General features: G+C 62.8%; 14 protein-coding genes. 1 reads left to right on the plus strand and 13 read right to left on the minus strand.

Annotated elements, in window-relative coordinates; genetic code table 11:
- Positions 1-74 precede the first annotated feature (74 nt).
- The 10 genes from JQ629_RS11150 to JQ629_RS11195 all read right to left on the minus strand — a co-directional run bounded on the left by JQ629_RS11150 (position 75) and on the right by JQ629_RS11195 (position 12,295).
- Complete coding sequence (locus JQ629_RS11150) at positions 75-1,655, minus strand: GMC family oxidoreductase (RefSeq protein WP_212412701.1); 1,581 nt, start codon at positions 1,653-1,655, stop codon at positions 75-77.
- A gap of 4 nt (positions 1,656-1,659) precedes the next feature.
- Positions 1,660-3,222 (minus strand): ABC transporter substrate-binding protein, encoded by a 1,563-nt coding sequence (locus JQ629_RS11155; protein WP_212412702.1) that lies wholly within the window; start codon positions 3,220-3,222, stop codon positions 1,660-1,662.
- Positions 3,223-3,514: 292 nt separating this feature from the next.
- Positions 3,515-4,705: a multiple monosaccharide ABC transporter permease gene (gene mmsB, locus JQ629_RS11160; RefSeq protein WP_212032451.1), complete on the minus strand. Its 1,191-nt coding sequence runs from the start codon at positions 4,703-4,705 to the stop codon at positions 3,515-3,517.
- Positions 4,702-6,291, minus strand: a complete 1,590-nt coding sequence (mmsA, locus tag JQ629_RS11165; protein ID WP_212412703.1) for a multiple monosaccharide ABC transporter ATP-binding protein — start codon at positions 6,289-6,291, stop codon at positions 4,702-4,704. The genes mmsB and mmsA overlap by 4 nt, the downstream gene beginning before the upstream one ends.
- Positions 6,292-6,395: 104 nt before the next feature.
- Positions 6,396-7,460 (minus strand): multiple monosaccharide ABC transporter substrate-binding protein, encoded by a 1,065-nt coding sequence (chvE, locus tag JQ629_RS11170; protein ID WP_212412704.1) that lies wholly within the window; start codon positions 7,458-7,460, stop codon positions 6,396-6,398.
- A gap of 183 nt (positions 7,461-7,643) precedes the next feature.
- Positions 7,644-8,531: an SMP-30/gluconolactonase/LRE family protein gene (locus JQ629_RS11175; RefSeq protein WP_212412705.1), complete on the minus strand. Its 888-nt coding sequence runs from the start codon at positions 8,529-8,531 to the stop codon at positions 7,644-7,646.
- Positions 8,532-8,542: 11 nt separating this feature from the next.
- Positions 8,543-9,649: an aldose epimerase family protein gene (locus JQ629_RS11180; protein ID WP_349631249.1), complete on the minus strand. Its 1,107-nt coding sequence runs from the start codon at positions 9,647-9,649 to the stop codon at positions 8,543-8,545.
- Position 9,650: 1 nt separating this feature from the next.
- Positions 9,651-10,580, minus strand: a complete 930-nt coding sequence (locus JQ629_RS11185) for a Gfo/Idh/MocA family protein (protein WP_212412706.1) — start codon at positions 10,578-10,580, stop codon at positions 9,651-9,653.
- Positions 10,581-10,619: 39 nt separating this feature from the next.
- A complete protein-coding gene (locus tag JQ629_RS11190) occupies positions 10,620-11,552 on the minus strand; it encodes a dihydrodipicolinate synthase family protein (RefSeq protein ID WP_212412707.1) in 933 nt (310 codons plus the stop codon).
- 20 nt (positions 11,553-11,572) lie between these two features.
- On the minus strand, positions 11,573-12,295 hold the full coding sequence (locus tag JQ629_RS11195) for a FadR/GntR family transcriptional regulator (protein WP_212412708.1): 723 nt from the start codon (positions 12,293-12,295) through the stop codon (positions 11,573-11,575).
- A 270-nt stretch (positions 12,296-12,565) separates the two neighbouring features.
- Between JQ629_RS11195 and JQ629_RS11200 the strand changes: the two genes are divergently transcribed.
- Entirely contained in the window at positions 12,566-13,711 is a 1,146-nt protein-coding gene (locus JQ629_RS11200) for a Bug family tripartite tricarboxylate transporter substrate binding protein (RefSeq protein WP_212412709.1), read from the plus strand.
- 15 nt (positions 13,712-13,726) lie between these two features.
- Here the strand turns inward: JQ629_RS11200 and hutU are convergent, their stop codons facing one another.
- From hutU to hutI, 3 genes are read right to left on the minus strand one after another with little or no spacing between them, the layout of a single operon-like run.
- Positions 13,727-15,397, minus strand: coding sequence for a urocanate hydratase (gene hutU / locus JQ629_RS11205; protein WP_212412710.1), 1,671 nt, complete (start codon positions 15,395-15,397; stop codon positions 13,727-13,729).
- On the minus strand, positions 15,394-16,971 hold the full coding sequence (gene hutH / locus JQ629_RS11210) for a histidine ammonia-lyase (protein ID WP_212412711.1): 1,578 nt from the start codon (positions 16,969-16,971) through the stop codon (positions 15,394-15,396). Before hutH ends, hutU begins: the two co-directional genes overlap by 4 nt.
- A complete protein-coding gene (hutI, locus tag JQ629_RS11215; RefSeq protein ID WP_212412712.1) occupies positions 16,968-18,182 on the minus strand; it encodes an imidazolonepropionase in 1,215 nt (404 codons plus the stop codon). Before hutI ends, hutH begins: the two co-directional genes overlap by 4 nt.
- Positions 18,183-18,237: the final 55 nt, after the last annotated feature.

The raw sequence follows: 18,237 nt of genomic DNA on the forward strand, positions 1-18,237 counted from the left end.
GAACCGGGCCTGCCTCCATTTGGGACACGGAGCGGCTCTCGGTTCTTACAATGCCAATTCCTAAAGTGCCATTCCTATAGCGCCATGGCGGTGGCGTTGTTCGACACGCCCGTCTTCATCATCATGCGTGCAATCAGCTCGCCAATCACCACCGTGGTGAAATGGGTGTTGGCGCGGCAATCGGACGGCATGATGGAGGCGTCCGCCACACGCAGCGCGGCGATGCCCTTCACGGTGCCATCCGGATTGACCACGCCGTTGGCGTCGTTGAAGCCAGCCATGCGGCACGAACCGGCGGCATGCTGGATGTCGCCTGTGTCGCGGCGGAGCAGCGCTTCGAGTTCCCCGTTCGGCAGCGCCGCGGCTTGCGGCAGCGTCAGATCGGTATCGATCAGGCGAATCCACTCGGCGATGTCAGCCAGCGCCGGCCGAGTGGTGAGCACGGCCAATCGCTTCACCGCATCGACCATGCGCAGCAAGTCGCGGTCATCGGCAAGCATGTTTTCCTCCACGATCGGATCGATCGACGGGTCGGTCGAAGCCAGCTTCAGATTGCCGCGCGAATAGGCGTTGAACAGCCCCGCACCGATGGCGCCGGGATTGCCGATGCCGCGATGGTTGAAAGCGATCAGGATCATGTCGCGCTTGCCGCCATCCGCGAGCCCGGACGAATACGTCACGCAGCAATTGGTGTGACGCGTGTCCGGATCTGTCGGCTGGAATCCGTCGCGCAGCTTGATGGTAGCGCGAAACAGCGGATGGTCGAAGAAGTGCCTGCCGACCGGCAGGTCGCGCTCGACCGCGATGCCCATCGCCTTCAGTTCGTCGGCCGGGCCGATGCCCGAACGTAGCAAGATCGCCGGACTGTGGATCGCGCCGGCGCACAGCACGATCTCGCGTGCGTTGATTACCGAACTGCCCTGCCCTTCGATGTGAACCAGCACACCGGTGGCCTGACCGTCCTTGATCAAGAGGCGGTCGACCAGCGCGTGACCCCGGATCTCCAGATTGGCGCGGCTGCGTGCCGGCTCCAGATAGGCTTCATTGGTGGTGATGCGGCGGCTGTCGCGGCTGTTGATCGGATAACAGGCAACGCCCTCGCCATCCGGCCCGTTGAGATCGGCACACCACGGATATCCCGATGCCAGCGCGGCGTCGCGCAGCCCACGATCGATCGGCCCCCACTTCTCCGGCGGCGCGCGATAGACGGGCAACGGTCCGCCGCGGCCATGACCTGCGCGGTCGCCGAACTCGAAATCATCCTCGATGACCGAAAACAGCGGCATGACGTCTCTTGCCGACCAGCCGGTGCAACCGCGAGCCGCCCATTCGTCGAACGCGTCAGCCACACCGCGGATGGCGATCTGGCCGTTCATCATCGAACTGCCGCCGAGGCCCTTGCCGCGCCAATAAAAGCGCGCTTCCTGCCCCGCCACCCGGCGCGTCAGCAGGTTAGGCCACTGCCATTTCTCCTGATATTCGCGCTGATGAATGATTGGAATCGGATTCGGCGTCCGGACTTCCCAGGGCGCCTCATCGGCGCGCCAGTCGAGGCCCGCTTCCAGCAGCAGCACGCGCCTGGCAGGATCCTCGGAGAGCCGGGCGGCAACCGCGGCGCCGGCAGAACCGCCGCCGACTACAATGACGTCATACATGGCGTTACTTCTCGATGTTCCAGAAGATCGGAATGGCCGACGTTATCAGACCGCGCAGATTGGAGCGATAGGCGGCCGGCTGAGCGAACTGTCCCCACGGGATGCCCGGCGCCTGATCGTACATCACGGTCTGGATTTCGGCAGCGATCTTCTTGCGATCCTCCTCGGCGGGTGCCTTGGCAAACGCATCCAGCAACGGCGTGATGCGCGGGTCGCATTGCCAGCCCGTGAAGTCGACGCAGTTGAACGCCACCATGACGTTGGTCAATGGTGACGCCAGATCGAAACCGCCGGCGTGAACGCCATAAACGCTCCAGCCTTCCTTCTTGGTGCGACGGGCAAGCACCGAGGCCCAATCCATCACCTGCAGATCGACATTGAAGCCGGCCTGCTTCAACTTCTCTGCAAGGACCTGCGCCGAAATGCGCGGCGCCTCGAGGTCGCTGGCCTGCATCACGATGACAGGCTCGCCGGCATATTTCGTCGCCTTGAGCGCCGCACGCGCCGCCTCGACGGAAGGATTTGCGGCAGCTTCGGTTCCGGCCTTGCTGTCATAGGTGGTGCCGCAGGTGAAGAATGTTGCGCAAGGTGTGGCGTATTTGGCATCGAGCCCCAACCCGTCCATCACCTCGCGCTGATCGACCAGCTTCCACAGTACGCGCCGGATCGCCGGATCGTCGAACGGCTTCTGCGTGGCGTTCAGGCGATAGGCGCCGGCAAACATGTTGCCGCCGGTGAAGTTGACGACCTTCACGCGGGCGTTCTTTTCAAGAACCGGCAGCAGATCGAACGGCGCGTATTGCATGTAATCGACTTCGCCGGTCTGCAGCGCCGACGCCGCGGTGGATCCGTCCGGAATAACGCGAATTTCCAGCGTGTCGATGTTGACGCGCTTGCCACCGGCCAGGAAGTCGGCAGGTTCAGAACGCGGCACATAATCGGCGAACTTCTTCAAGATCATGCGGTCGCCGCTGCGATGATCGGCCTTGCTGTAGACGAACGGCCCGGAACCGACGATTTCGGTGATGCGTTGATCGGCCGGCGTCTTGGCCACCCGCTCCGGCATCATGAAGGCAACAGGGCTGACGGGATTGCCGAGCGCGTCGATCACGAGGCCGGAGGGCTCTTTCAGCGTCAGCACAAAAGTCCTGGCGTCACTTGGCTCGAGCGATGCGGCGATGGCGAAGATTCGCCGGCCAAGCGCGTTGCGCTGTCCCCAGCGGCGCAGCGATGCGACGCAATCCGCTGCCGTGACTGGCTGGCCGTCCTGCCATTTCAGGCCGGCACGCAGCGTGAAGGTGTAAACTAGGCCATCCGGCGATACCTTCCAGTCCTGCACCATCTGCGGCTTGATCTCACCCTTGGTGTCCTTTGCGAACAGGGTGTCGAACACCATGAACCCGAAGGTCCGCGAGATATAGGCCGGCGTAAAATGCGGATCGAGCGTGGCGATTTCCGCTTCCAGCACCGCGACAAGATTGCCGCCAGCATAGGACGGCGTAATCGCCGGAGCCGCGCCGAGCGCGAGCGAAAACGTGGCAGCGATGAAAGCCTTCAATTTGAACATGGATGCCTTTTTTGGGTTCGTGAGGAGAGTCTGCGAGGCTTCGGAAGCCGAGAAACGCCCCTCCGCAAGCAGGTGCTTAATCAAGCAATGTCCGTGCCGTGTGGGGCGCGCTGCTCATGTCGCAACGACTACCTGCCGTGCATTTGCCGAGGCCTCGGAGCACCGGTTGTGACGTTGGTCCCGGCACGTCGCCTGCGAGAATGAAGCGATCGCAGACGTATCCGCGCCGCAACTACGGCCGCGCGCGCATGCCGGATCGCCTGCTGATTGAGGAATTGGATTGCTTCGCGCCTCAGCGTCGCTGGTTATAAACGTCAAGACATACCGCGCCCAGCAACACGAGGCCCTTGATCACCTGCTGGTAGTCGATCCCGATGCCGAGGATTGACATGCCATTGTTCATCACCCCCATGATCAGCGCGCCGATCACGGCGCCGGCGACTCGCCCGACACCGCCATAGGCCGAGGCCCCGCCGATGAAGCAGGCGGCGATCACGTCGAGCTCGAAGCCGACCCCGGCCTTTGGTGTCGCGGTGTTGAGCCTTGCGGCGAACACCAGGCCGGCGAGCGCGGCCAGCACACCCATGTTGACGAAGGTGAGGAAGGTCAGCCGCTCGGTCTTGATGCCTGATAGTTTCGCGGCCTTCTCATTGCCCCCTACCGCATAGATCTGCCGCCCGATCGTGGTGCGCGCGGTGATGAAGCCGTAGAGCGCGATCAGGGCGATCATGATCACGAGCACGTTGGGCAGTCCACGATGCGAGGCGATCAGATAGGTGAAATAGACGATCACGCCGAACAGAACGATGTTCTTGAACACGAAGAAGCCGGTCGGCTCGACCTCGACACCGTGGCTTGCGCGCCGGGCGCGGGTGGTGACGCTGACATATACCAAGCCAAGCGCCAGCACAGCGCCGATCAGGAGTGAGGTGGGGTTGAGCGAGCCGGCGCCGGGAAACAGTTCAGGAATGAAGCCGGAGGAGAGTTTCTGGAAGGTCGGTGAAAACGGCCCAACCGATTGACCTTGCAACACCGCCAGCGCCAGCCCCTTGAACACCAGCATGCCGGCCAGGGTGACGATGAAGGACGGAATCTTGAAATAGGCTACCCAGTACCCCTGTGCCGCGCCGATCAGTCCACCGAGCGCGAGGCAGATGATCGCGGCTGGAATGAAATGCATGCCGTAACGTACCATCAGTACCGCGGCGATCGCGCCGATGAAGCCCGCGACCGATCCGACCGACAGATCGATGTGCCCGGTGACGATGACCAGCAGCATGCCGAGCGCCATGATCACGATATAGCTGTTCTGCAGCACCAGATTGGTGAGGTTGAGCGGGCGCAGCAGCGTGCCGTCGGTAACGACCTCGAAGAACAGCATGATCGCGAACAGCGACAACAACATGCCGTATTCGCGCAAATTGGCCTTGAGAAAGCCCGCATGCTTGCGCGCCTCGGGAAGCATCACGGTGTTATCGCTCATGGATGCGTCTCTCCCAACAGCTTCTCTTCCAGTTTTCGTTCCAGGTCTCTGTCGACCAGCTGTTCGCCCTTGCGCACGATGACCCGCATGATTTTTTCCTGCGTCGCCTCGGCGCGATCGAACTCACCGACAAAGGCCCCTCCGTTCATGACGCAGATGCGGTCACAGATCCCGAGCAATTCCGGCATTTCCGACGAGATCACGATGACCGCCTTGCCGGCATCGGCCAGCTCGTTGATGATGCAATAGATCTCGTATTTGGCGCCGATGTCGATACCTCGGGTCGGCTCGTCCAGGATCAGGATTTCCGGATCGGTGAACAGCCATTTCGACAGCACCACCTTTTGCTGGTTGCCGCCGGACAGGTTGCCGGACGTCTGATAGACATCGGAACAGCGGATGCGCATCCGGTTGCGATAATCGCTCGCCACCTGCAATTCCTTGATGTCGTCGATGACGCGGCCGGCTGCGACACTGTCGAGGTTGGCCAGCGTAATGTTCTTGCGCACGTCTTCGGCGAGCAGCAGGCCGAGCTGCTTGCGGTCCTCGGTGACATAGGCCAGACCGGCGTCGATGGCGCGGCTCACGGTCGACAGATCGGTCTCGCGACCATGCAGCAGAGCGCGGCCCGTGATGTTGCGGCCCCAGGAGCGGCCGAACAGGCTCATGGCGAATTCGGTGCGGCCTGCGCCCATCAAACCGGCGATGCCGACGATCTCGCCGCGGCGAACCTGGAAGTCCACATTCTTGATGGCCTGCCGATCGGTATGCTGGGGATGATAGACCGACCAGTTCTCGACCTTGAACACCACCTCGCCTATCGCAGGCTCCCGCTTCGGGAAACGATGCTCTAGATCTCGATCCACCATCTTGCGGATGATGCGATCTTCCTCGACCGCGCCAGCCTCACAATCCAGCGTATCGACAGTACGGCCATCGCGCAGCACCGTAATGCGGTCCGCGACGCGGGCCACCTCGTTGAGCTTGTGCGAGATCAGGACCGCGGACATGCCATGGGAGCGGAACTCGAGCAGAAGGTCCAACAGCGCCGCGCTGTCGCTTTCGTTGAGGCTCGCGGTGGGCTCGTCCAGAATAAGAAGGCGCACTTCCTTGGACAGCGCCTTGGCGATCTCAACCAGTTGCTGCTTGCCGACGCCGATATCGGTGACCAGCGTGTCCGGCGCCTCATTGAGCCCCACTTTCGCCAGCAGCTGCTGCGACCGGCGGTAAACCGCGTCGCGATCGATCACGCCGAACCGCGACGGCGGGCTGGCAATGAAGATATTCTCCGCGATCGAGAGCAGCGGGATCAACGCAAGCTCCTGATGAATGATGATGATGCCGAGCGCCTCGGAATCGTTGATGTCGCGGAAGTGGCGCTCCTCGCCGTCATAGACGATGCTGCCGTCATAGCTGCCATGGGCATAGACGCCGCTCAGCACCTTCATCAAGGTCGACTTGCCGGCGCCGTTCTCGCCCACCAGCGCGTGTATCTCGCCCTGCCTCACCGTGAAATTGACGTCGTCGAGCGCTTTCACGCCGGCAAAGGCTTTGCTGATACCGCGCATTTCAAGCAATGTGGCCATTCAAGTTCCCTGGAAGATGCGGGAAGGCATGGATGGCCGGGGCATACGACACGAAGACGCGCTTCGCGCCTTTGCCCCGGCCATCCGCTTCATTACAGCTCGCCTCAGTTGATTTGCGCCTTCTTGTAATAACCGCCGTCGATCAGGACTTTCTCCCAATTGGACTTGTCGACGACTACAGGCTTGAGCAGGAAGGACGGCACGACCTTGACACCATTCTTGTAGGTGGTGGTGTCGTTCACCGTGACGGTCTTGCCGCTCAACGCCGCGTCCACCATGTCGGCGGTGACCTTGGCAAGGTCGCGGGTATCCTTGAAGATCGTGGAGTATTGCTCGCCGCGCAGCATCGATTTGATGGAAGGCACTTCGGCGTCCTGACCGCTCACGATCGGCATCGGCATATTGCCGCTACCGTAGCCGACGCCCTTGAGCGACGACAGGATGCCGATCGAAAGGCCGTCATAGGGCGAAAGCACCGCGTCGACCCGCTTGGTGGTGTAGAACGCGCTGAGCAGATTATCCATCCGGGCCTGCGCCGTGGCGCCGTCCCAGCGCAGCGTCGAGACCTTGTCCATTCCCATCTGCTTGCTCACGACCACGAGCTTGCCGCTGTCGATATAGGGCTGCAGCACCGACATCGCGCCGTTGTAGAAGAAATAGGCGTTGTTGTCGTCGGGTGAGCCGCCGAACAGCTCGATGTTGAACGGGCCCTTGCCTTCCTTCAGCTTCAGCCCTCCCTCGATCGACTGCGCCTGCTGCACGCCGACCTGGAAATTGTCGAACGTCGCATAATAATCGACGTTGGGCGTGTCGCGGATCAAGCGGTCATAGGCGATCACGGTGATGCCCTTGTCCTTGGCCTGCTTGAGCACGTCGGACAGGGTGGTGCCGTCGATCGAAGCGATCACCAGTACCTTGGCGCCCTTGGTCACCATGTTCTCGATCTGGGAGAGCTGGTTCGGAATATCGTCTTCGGCGTATTGCAGGTCGGTATTGTAACCGCGCTCCTTCAGCACCTTGACGATATTGTTGCCGTCATCGATCCAGCGCGCCGAAGCCTTGGTGGGCATGGCGATGCCGACAGTGGGCTTGGTTTGGGCGAGCGCGGGTTCCGCAAGGGCGACCGCGCCGAGCAAGATGGCCGATAGAGCAGATTTGAGCAGTTTCATGTTTCACTCCCAGGTGTTGAGCGTTAATCGCCGCGTTATCAGCGGTTTGCTTTTGGCGCCGGTAACGTATCGGCGCATCATTGGGGAACGTCAGGCCGGCGGAGACGTGAACGGATGATCGGTCACACCTTGTGGTTCCGCAAGTACATGCAGCGCTCATGCGCCGTATTGTTAAGCGACCCATCATGTCGAACCGAGCCTGATGCGAGGTTCCGGTCGCCCCCGTGCGCCGACGTCGAGAACGAAGGTTTGGCCATGGTGCGGGTCGACAGCCCGGGCATGCTCGTCCATACCCTCCCAGGCCGTGGTGACCAGCAGCGAGGCGAAATTTCGGCCGACAAAGACCGGGCAGCTCGGCTGCTTCGCCGGAATCCTGATGGTGCGGACCCGATCGCCTGCCGGGGTGTAGACATCGATGCAGGATCCGCCCCAGCGCGCATTCCAGATCAACCCCTCGGCATCGACCACGGCGCCATCCAGGCCGCCTACCCCGCCGCTGGCATTATAGAGTGTCTCGGGATTTCCGGTCGGCAGCGCGTTCGCCGGGTCGACGGCGACGCGGTAAAGGACGCCCTTGCTGGTATCGGTGAAATAGGCCGTGGCGCCATCGGGCGAAAAGCAGATTGCGTTCGGGATGGTAATGCCGGCATAGAGCCGAAGCAGCTCGCCGCCGTAGAAGCGATAGATCGCGCCGGCTCCCTTTTCTGCGTTGCGGCCCATGGTCCCGATCCAGAGCGCGCCGCAGGGATGAACGCGTCCATCGTTGGAGCGCGTTGCCGCATTGTCCGCTTCGAGCGGTATATGAAGCGTGAGGCGGCCATCCGCGATGTCGCGGACATAGAGGCCATTTTCGGTCGCAAGCAATTGGCGCTGGTCATCGATGAACGCCAGCACGCTGGCCATCAGCGGAAGCGCGTGCGAATTGACCGCGCCGGATGCTAGGTCGGCCTGAAACAATTTGCGCTCGATGATATCGAACCACCATGCGGTGTCGGTCGCCGCATCATAGGTGCAGCCCTCGCCGAGATGGCAATGCCAATCGCTCAGGATGCTGGTGCCGACTTCTTCCACGCGAGTTCCCTTTAGTCCTCTGCGACCTGATTGACGGAAAATCGATACAGCGACGTATGACGATAGGTCTGCCCGGGATCGAGCCGCGCCGATGGAAAATCCGGACGGTTTGGCGTGTCGGGATAGACCTGCGGTTCGAGGCAGAGCGCGTCATACTGCCGGTGAACGCGGCCATACTTGCCGGTCACGGACCCATCGAGAAAATTGCCGGAATAGAACTGGACGCCCGGCTGGTTGGTCCAGAGTTCGAGAACCCGGCCCGACCTCGGGTCTTCCACGCGGGCGGCAAAGCGCGGCTCCGTGGTCGCGCCGCCGGGCAGACAGAAATTGTGGTCGTAGCCTTGCCGGATCTGAACCTGCTCGGCCGCATCGCGCAGGCGGGCGCCGACAGGACAGGATTTGCGAAAATCAAACGGCGTTGCATCGACCTTGCCGGGCGCACCCAACGGAATGCCGGCGGCACTGATCGGCAGATATGCGTCCGCCGCGATCGTCAGATGATGATCGAGCACGCCGCCATTGGACTCGACGCCCGCCAGATTGAAGAAGCTGTGGTTGGTCAGATTGACGATGGTTGGCTTGTCGGTCGCACCTGAGAATTCAAGCGAAAGCTCGCTGCCGCCGGAAATGCGATAGGTGATCTCGGTTTTCAGCGTGCCGGGATAGCCCTCCTCGCCATCCGGACTGACATAGGACAGCGTGACGAACGGCGCCGGGTCTTCACCCATTGCCGTGATGGTCCATGGTTTGCGATCGAAGCCTGATAACCCGCCATGCAGCGCGTTGGCTCCGTCATTGGTGGGCAGCTGAAAGCGTTCGCCATCGAGTTCGAACGTGCCGCCCGCGATCCGGTTGGCATAGCGCCCGACGGTGGCGCCGAGGAAGCGCCGAACCGCCAGATAGCCTGCAAGATCATCGCGGCCGAGGACCACATCGGCAAGACGTCCTGCACGGTCAGGCGCGAAGATGGATTGCAGCGCCGCACCATAGGTGATGAGACGCACCTCAAAACCATTGTCACCGCGCAGCCGCACCATTTCGATCGCGGTGCCGTCCGGAAGATGCCCGAATATCTCGCGAGCAACCTTCGCCGTCTGTGATTGGCCTGACTGCGTCACGTCACACCTCAATGAATGGTTCGGCGTCGCGGCGCCGGCCGAGCATGAAGGCATCAGCGACATGGATCAGCGGCGACAGATCGACATCGGACACACCGCTTGCGATCAGTTCGACGAAGCGCCGATAGATGCCGCGATACTCCGCCTGCTTTTCGTCAACCAGGATATGGCCATCATGCGAGAGATGGCTGCCGCCGGAAGAGAGCGTCAACCGCCCAGCGTCGGTCTCGACCCGGATGTCCCAGGTCTGGGGGCCGGTCTGGCGCCAGTCGAATTCCGCCCGGATCGGAATGCCCGTCTCGTCCGAAAAGACGAGATCAGCAGCAATCGGCGCCGCGCGATTGCGCGGGAAGGACAATTCGGCCTCCGTCAGAAAGAACGGCCGCGGCAGGATGCGGGTCAGGATCGAGAGCGCGTTGATGCCTGGATCGAACACGCCAAGTCCGCCCGGCTCCCAGATCCAGGCCTGGCCGGGATGCCAGACCCTGACATCCTCCTTCCATTCGACGACCACCGATTTGATCTGGCGGCTGGCGAGGAAAATCCTCGCGGGTTCGACAGCCGGCGCAAAACGCGAATGCCAGGTTGCAAACAACGTTCGCCCGGTTTGCTTGGCCGCCGCGACCAGCGGATCGAGTTCGCCGACGGTGGCGCCCGGCGGCTTCTCGAGCAGCACGTGCTTGCCCGCCTTCAGCGCAGCCGCCGCCTGCGCATGGCGCACCTGGGGCGGCGTGCAGAGCGCAACGGCATCAATATCGAGTTTGGCGTCGAGCAGTTCGCCAAGCGTCGCAAAATGCACGATCCCGTCGATCGAAGCGTTGCGGCTGGCGATCGCCGCAAGTTCGATGCCGTCCGTGCCTGATATCGCCGGGATATGCTGATCCCTGGCGATCTTGCCGAGGCCGACGATGGCAATACGAATGGTGGTCACGTCAACTCTTCCCGACGTTCGAGGAACGATGTCAGCGGCTCACTTGCCCCAGCGCAGCACGAGCGGATTCAGCGGGCGCGCGATTTCGATCAGCCCAGCCCGAACGGCCGGATGCAGCGGCTGCAGCGGAAGACGAACGGTCTCGTGCCTGATGACGCCGCCTTCCTTCATCAGCGACTTGCAGGCGATCAGGCCGCACTGGCGGTTTTCATAGTTGATCAGTGGCAGCCAGCGTTCATAGGCCGCAACCGCTTCGGCGCGTCGGCCGGCGAAATACGGATCGGTGATCTGGCGAATGCCGTCGGGATAACCACCGCCGGTCATGGCGCCAGTCGCGCCGGCATCGAGGTCGGCCATCAGCGTGATTGCCTCCTCGCCGTCCCACGGACCTTCGATCGCCGTACCGCCGAGCCCAATCAACTCGCGCAGCTTGGCGGCGGCCTGGGGCGTCTCGATCTTGAAATAGGCGATGTTCTCAAGCTCCCGCGCCATGCGGGCGAGAAAGGCCGCCGACAGCGCCGTGCCGGCGACCGGCGCATCCTGGATCATGATCGGAATCGAGATCGCATCCGAAACAGTGCGGAAAAACTCGTAGATGGCGTTTTCCCCGACCCGGACGGTCGCGCCATGATAGGGCGGCATCACCATCACCATGGCGGCGCCCGCCTGCTGGGCTCGCCGTGAACGTTCAGCACAGATGTGCGAAGCAAAATGCGTGGTCGTGACGATGACGGGAACGCGTCCCGCAACATGGTTCAATACGGCGTCGAGGACCGTGTCGCGCTCGGCATCGGTCAGCACGAACTGCTCGGAGAAGTTGGCAAGGATGCACAGTCCCTGCGAGCCGGCGTCGATCATGCAATCGACGGCACGTTTCTGGCCATCGAGCTCGAGCCGGCCTTCGCCGTCGAACACAGTGGGGACGACCGGAAACACGCCTTTATAAGGCCGCGCGACGGTGGAACCTGCCATGACCATTCTCCGCTTTCGCCTTAACCAGCCGCGCCGTGGCGGCGCAGGCCGTTGAAGATGACTTCCCTCATCGCCGCGGAAGCCGCCTCGGCATTCCGCTCGGCGATTGCGTCGACAATTCGTTCGTGGGCCGCGATGGTGAGTTCGCGCTCCCGCTCCTCGGTCGGCGCGCTCAGCCGAAACGACGCGCGCAATGCCGCCTCGATCACGGCGCCGATCGATCGCATGAACGGGTTTGCCGAACTGGTCGCGATGTCGAGGTGCAGCCGGAGATCGGCATCGGCGAATTCAATGCTGTCCGAAGCAAAGCTGCGCATCCTGGCGATGCTGTCGCGCAGGTGAGCGATCGCATCATCCGCCCGTCGCTCGGCGGCAAGGGCAGCGGCATGCGGCTCCACGGCGAGGCGAATGTCGGCGAGATCACGAAGAAACCGCTTGTCGATCCCGGCTTCGAGGTGCCAGCCGAGCACGTCGGGATCGAACATGTTCCAGGCCGAACGTTCCCTGACCCGCGTGCCGACGCCCGCCTTGGCGTTGAGCAATCCCTTGGCGGACAACGTCTTGACGCTTTCACGCAATACGGTGCGCGAGACGTCGAACATGGCGGTCAGTTCCGCATCGCGCGGCAGACTGGCGCCTTCCGGATAGCGGCCGACAATGATGTCGATCCCGATCGTCCGGGTCACTTCCACCTGGCTGAAATGACCGCGGCCCGGCGCAATCACAACCCGGTCGGACCTCATGACAGGTCTTTGAGAGTCATGGCTGGTTTCGCTCCCTAGTCGTTGCGGACCGCCCCGCCTCTTCGGGCGAGATCAAGCTGGCGCGATCTCCCCATGCCACAGCGCTCAAGCCTTGTATAGCATATTATCATATTAGTATTACTTTCTTCCGATGGCCGCTCGGCCCCGGCCTCCGTCTCGCTTTTCCGCAAGGGTGCCAATTGGCGCGCCACGCCATGTCAACAGTTTCCACATCGTGGTATTAAACTGACAACTGTAGACACTAGGGCAGTGAACCGGTATGAACGGCGACCTGCGGGTAACCGCATCGTCGGTCGAAAAGAGCGCTTCGAGCGCCGCGCCGGACATCTGGCGCAACCGACGTCTTCAGCCAAAACACTGCGCGCCGTTGCATTTTTTCACGGCCAAACCGGCTTTCATCACCCGAGGGAATCGACAGTGGACATTTGGAGCAGATCCATGCGCCGTACCGTACTGGCGTTCGCAACGCTTCTTGCCGTGTGTGGCGTCGCAACGGCGGAAACATACCCCTCACGTCGGATCACTGTGATCGTGCCGTTCGGCGCGGGCAGCGGCACGGATGGCGTGGCCCGGATTGTCACCCAACGGCTCGCCGAAATGCTCAAAACGACCATCGTGGTGGAGAACCGCCCCGGCGCGAGCGGCGCGATCGGTGCGGTGGCGACCGCGCGTTCCGCGCCGGACGGCTACACCCTGATGTTCGGCGGATCATCCACCCATGCCGCCAACCCCAGCCTGTTCAAGTCCATCCAGTATTCCCCCAAGGACGATTTTGCGCCGATCTCCCGTGTTGGCCTGTTTCCCTATATCTTTGTCGTCCATCCGGGGATCGAGGCCAAAAACGTCGGCGAACTGATCGCGCTTGCAAAGCAGAAGCCCGGCTCGATGTCGTTTGCCTATTCAAATGCGCTGGGCCAGCTTGCCGGTGAAATGTTCAAACGGCGCGCCGGTATCGATATCCAGGCCGTGCCGTACAAGAGCAGCCCGGAAGCCATAACGGACGTCATTGCCGGTCGCGTTTCCCTGATGTTCAACGATGTGACTTCTACCCTGCCCCTGGCGCGGTCGGGTCAGCTTCGCGCACTTGTGACCATCACGAAGGACCGGACCAAGCTGCTCTCCGACCTGCCGACCATACAGGAGCAGGGAGTTGATCTAGGCAATCTCTCCGCGTGGACCGGCGTGTTCGCCCCCAAGGGGACCCCGCCGGAGGTGGTTGAACAGCTGTCGGGTGCGCTCCGAGAAATTCTGGACGAGCCCGCGGTCCGCCAGCGCCTCGCCGAAATCGGCTTCGAAGCGCAGTGGCTCTCGCCGAAACAATTCGCCGAACACGTCGCCACCGATATCGAGCGATGGGCAACACTCACCAAGGAAGCGGGCATCGTGCCTCAGTGAGGCTGACGGTTTCGGCTACGACGGTAAACCGGGCAGATCGAGACCGTTGGTCCGGGCACATTCAATCGCGCTTTCGTAGCCCGCATCGGCATGCCGCATGACACCTGTCGCCGGGTCATTCCACAGCACCCGCTCGATGCGGCGCGCAGCCTCCGGCGTTCCGTCGGCGACGATCACCATGCCGGCGTGCTGGGAATAGCCGATACCGACGCCGCCGCCGTGATGCAGCGAGACCCAGGTGGCCCCGCTCGCACAATTGAGCAGCGCATTGAGCAGCGGCCAGTCCGACACCGCGTCCGAGCCGTCGCGCATCGCTTCGGTTTCGCGGTTTGGGCTCGCCACCGAGCCGCTGTCGAGATGATCGCGACCGATCACGATCGGTGCCTTCAACTCGCCGCGCGCCACCATTTCATTGAACGCCAGGCCCAGCCGGTGGCGATCGCCAAGGCCGACCCAGCAGATCCGCGCCGGCAGTCCCTGGAACTTGATCCGCGCTCGGGCCATGTCGAGCCAGTTGTGCAGATGCTTGTCATCCGGCATCAACTCCTTGACCTTGGCATCGGTGCGGAAGATGTCTTCGGGATCCCCCGATAGCGCCGCCCACCGGAATGGCCCGACGCCTCGGCAGAACAGCGGGCGGATATAGGCCGGAACGAAGCCTGGGAAATCGAACGCGTTCTTCAGCCCCATGTCCTTCGCCATCTGGCGGATGTTGTTGCCATAGTCGAGCGTGGGAATGCCCTGCGCATGGAAATCCAGCATGGCCTGGACGTGGCCGACCATGGAAGTCTTCGCCGCCGCCTCAACCGCTTTCGGATCGGCCTCGCGCCTGGACGTCCACTCGGCAAGCGTCCATCCCTTCGGCAGATAGCCGTTGATCGGATCGTGCGCACTGGTCTGGTCGGTGACGATGTCGGGCCTGACGCCTCGGCGCACCAGTTCGGGAAAAATATCGGCGGCGTTGCCGAGCAGGCCGACCGAGACGGGCTTGTTGCTCTGCGCCGCCTCCGCCATGATCGCGAGCGCCTCATCGAGCGTGCTGGCCTGCCTGTCGAGGTAACCCGTGCGCAACCGCATCTCGATGCGGCTCGGCTGGCATTCGACCGCGAGCATCGACGCTCCGGCCATCGTGGCGGCAAGCGGTTGGGCGCCGCCCATGCCACCGAGACCGGCCGTGAGAATCCATTTGCCCGCGAGGCTGCCGCCATAATGACGTCGGCCCACCTCGACGAACGTTTCGTACGTCCCCTGCACGATGCCCTGGCTGCCGATGTAGATCCACGATCCGGCCGTCATCTGGCCGAACATCATCAAGCCCTGCTTGTCGAGTTCGTTGAAGTGATCGAGCGTCGCCCAGTGCGGTACCAGGTTCGAATTCGCGATCAGCACGCGCGGCGCATCGGGATGGGTGCGGAAAATTCCGACCGGCTTGCCCGACTGAACCACCAGCGTCTGGTCGGCTTCGAGCTTGCGCAGGGAGGCAACGATCCGGTCGAAACTGTCCCAGTCGCGCGCCGCGCGGCCAATGCCGCCATAGACGACGAGTTCACTCGGCCGTTCGGCAACGTCAGGATCGAGATTGTTCATCAGCATCCGCAGCGGCGCTTCGGTGAGCCAGCTTTTGGCGCTGATCTCGGACCCGTGCGGCGATCGGATGATGCGGTCGTTGTCCAGTCGGCGGTTCATGACAAATGACCTTTCTCGGCAAGGTTTGGAAACGGATTGTTCTCGAGCACCGAAATCGCAACTGATGGCAATGTGCCGGCTGCGACCAGCGCCGTTGCTTTCGCAATGTCGCCGGCCATATAGCGATCGCCACCGAGCGCCGGTACGTGCTCGCGCAGCGTAGCAATCACCGCAGCAAGTGCGGGGCTGGTCGTATGCGGCGCGCGCAGCCCGATGCCCTGCGCCGCCACCAGCAGCTCGATGCCGAGAATGGTCGCAAGATTATCCGCCATGTCAGACAACCGGCGGGCGGCGTGCGCGGCCATCGACACATGGTCTTCCTGGTTGGCGCTGGTCGGTGTCGAATCGATCGAGCAGGCCGCGGCACGTTGCTTGTTCTCGGCATAAAGTGCGGCCGCCGTCACTTCGGCAATCATGAAGCCGGAATTGATGCCGGGCTCCGGGGTGAGGAACGGCGGCAGACCAAAGTTCAGCGCAGGATCAACCAGCGTAGCGATGCGCCGTTCACTGATCGCGCCGATCTCCGACAAGGCCAGCGCAATCTGGTCAGCGGCGAACGCGACCGGCTCGGCGTGAAAATTTCCACCCGAGACGATCTCTCCGGTCTCGACCAGCACCAGCGGATTGTCGGTGACCGCGTTGGCCTCGATCGTCAGTGTGCGGGCGGCTTGCATCAAGAGGTCAAGCGCCGCACCGGCCACTTGCGGCTGGCAGCGCAGGCAATAAGGATCCTGCACGCGCTCGTCGCCCTCGAGATGCGAGTTCCTGATATCGCTGCCCTCCAGCAACGCTGTCAGCGCCGCCCCGGCTGCGATTTGCCCGGCATGTCCGCGCAATTGCTGGATCTCGGCGCGAAACGGCGCCGTCGAAGCCATCGCCGCATCGACCGACAAGGCGCCTGTCACCAGCGTCGCGCAGAGCAGCCCATGGGCGCGCAACAATCCGGAAATCGCATAGGCCGTCGAAAACTGCGTGCCGTTGATCAGAGCCAAGCCTTCCTTCGGCCCGAGCGTCACCGGCGCGAGACCGGCAGCGGCCAGTGCATCACGGCCCGGCACGATCTTGCCATCCATGAGCGCCTGCCCCTCACCGATCATGACGGCCGTCATATGCGCCAGCGGCGCCAGATCGCCGGACGCGCCCACTGAGCCCTGCTGTGGCACCAGCGGAAAAACGTCGCGCGCCAGCATCGCCTGTAATTGCTCGATGATTTCGCGTCGAACGCCCGAGGCGCCCCGCCCCAGCGAGACGATCTTCAGCGCCATCATCAGACGCACGATCGGTTCGGGCGTTGGCAGCCCTACCCCGCAGCAATGCGACACGATCAAATTTCGCTGCAGCAGAGTGGTCTGGCCGGGCGGGATTCGCTTCGACGCCAGTTTTCCAAAGCCGGTATTGATGCCGTAAGCCGGAATGTCCGCGTCCGCGGCCTTGGCAACAATGGCCGAAGCCGCCTCGACGCGCGGCAAGAAGGATGGATCGAGCGCGACGGCCGCGCCGGCAAGCACTTGCGCAAGCTCGTCGAGGCTGACCCTGCCCGGTGAAACAACAATGGATGCGGCGTGGTCGCTCATTGTCCCCTCCACACCCTTGCGTGCAACGGGTTGAAGCCCATCCGGTAGACGAGTTCGGCGGGCCGCTCGATATCCCAGATCGCGAGATCGCACCATTTGCCGGCTTCGAGCGTGCCGGTCTCCCCGAGAACGCCGAGCGCGCGAGCTCCTTCGCGCGTCACACCGGCCAGGCATTCAGCAACATTCATCCGGAACAGCGTCGCGCCCATATTCATGGCCAGCAGCACCGACGTCAGCGGCGAACTGCCGGGATTACAGTCGGTCGCGAGCGCCATGTTGACGCCGTGGGCGCGGAACAGTTCGACCGGCGGCTTGGTCGTCTCGCGAATGAAATAGAACGCGCCCGGCAGCAACACGGCTACCGTGCCCGCCCGCGCCATTGCCGCGGCGCCGGCTTCATCCGTGTGCTCCAGATGATCGGCGGACAGAGCGGAAAATTCCGCAGCAAGGGCCGCTCCGCCGAGGTTCGACAACTGATCCGCATGCAGTTTGACCGGCAGTCCCAGCGCCCTTGCCGCACGGAACACCCGCGCCGTTTGATCGCCCGAAAAAGCGATACCTTCCATGAAGGCGTCGACGGCGTCGGCAAGCCCGGCTTGCGCCACCGCCGGCAGCATCTCGCGGCAAACAAGCTCAATGTATCGATCCTGGTCGCCATCGGCTTCCGGCGGCAGTGCGTGCGCGCCAAGAAACGTGGTTCGGATTCTGACCGGCCGGCTGCGGCCCAGCGCACGCGCGGCTGACAGCTGTCGCATCTCGGTTTCGGTGTTGAGCCCGTAGCCGGATTTGATCTCGACCGTCGTCACGCCCTCGCCGATCAGCGCATCTAACCTCGGCAGCGCACCGGCAACCAGGTCGGCCTCGCTGGAGGCCCGCGTCGCCGCGACTGTCGAGACAATACCGCCACCCGCCCGCGCGATCTCTTCGTAGCTTGCGCCCTGCAGGCGCAGCTCGAACTCGTGGGCGCGGTTTCCGCCGAACACCAGATGGGTATGACAATCGATCAGTCCCGGCGTGATCCACCGCCCCGCGCAATCGATCCCTTCGACCGCATCGGCGTCAGATGGAAAGTCGGAACGGCTGCCGGCAAAGACGATGCGGCCATCCCGCGCGGCAATCACGCCCTGCTCGATCACGCCGAGGTCGGGCAGATTCTCCCGAACGGTGGCGAGCCGGGCATTATGCCAAATTCGATCAAAGCGCTCGGCCATGCAGCATTCCCTCAACGGCAGAAGCTTGACGGGACGATATGTCTATACATATTAT

It is taken from the genome of Bradyrhizobium sp. AUGA SZCCT0222 (assembly GCF_018130205.1).
Lineage (GTDB): Bacteria > Pseudomonadota > Alphaproteobacteria > Rhizobiales > Xanthobacteraceae > Bradyrhizobium.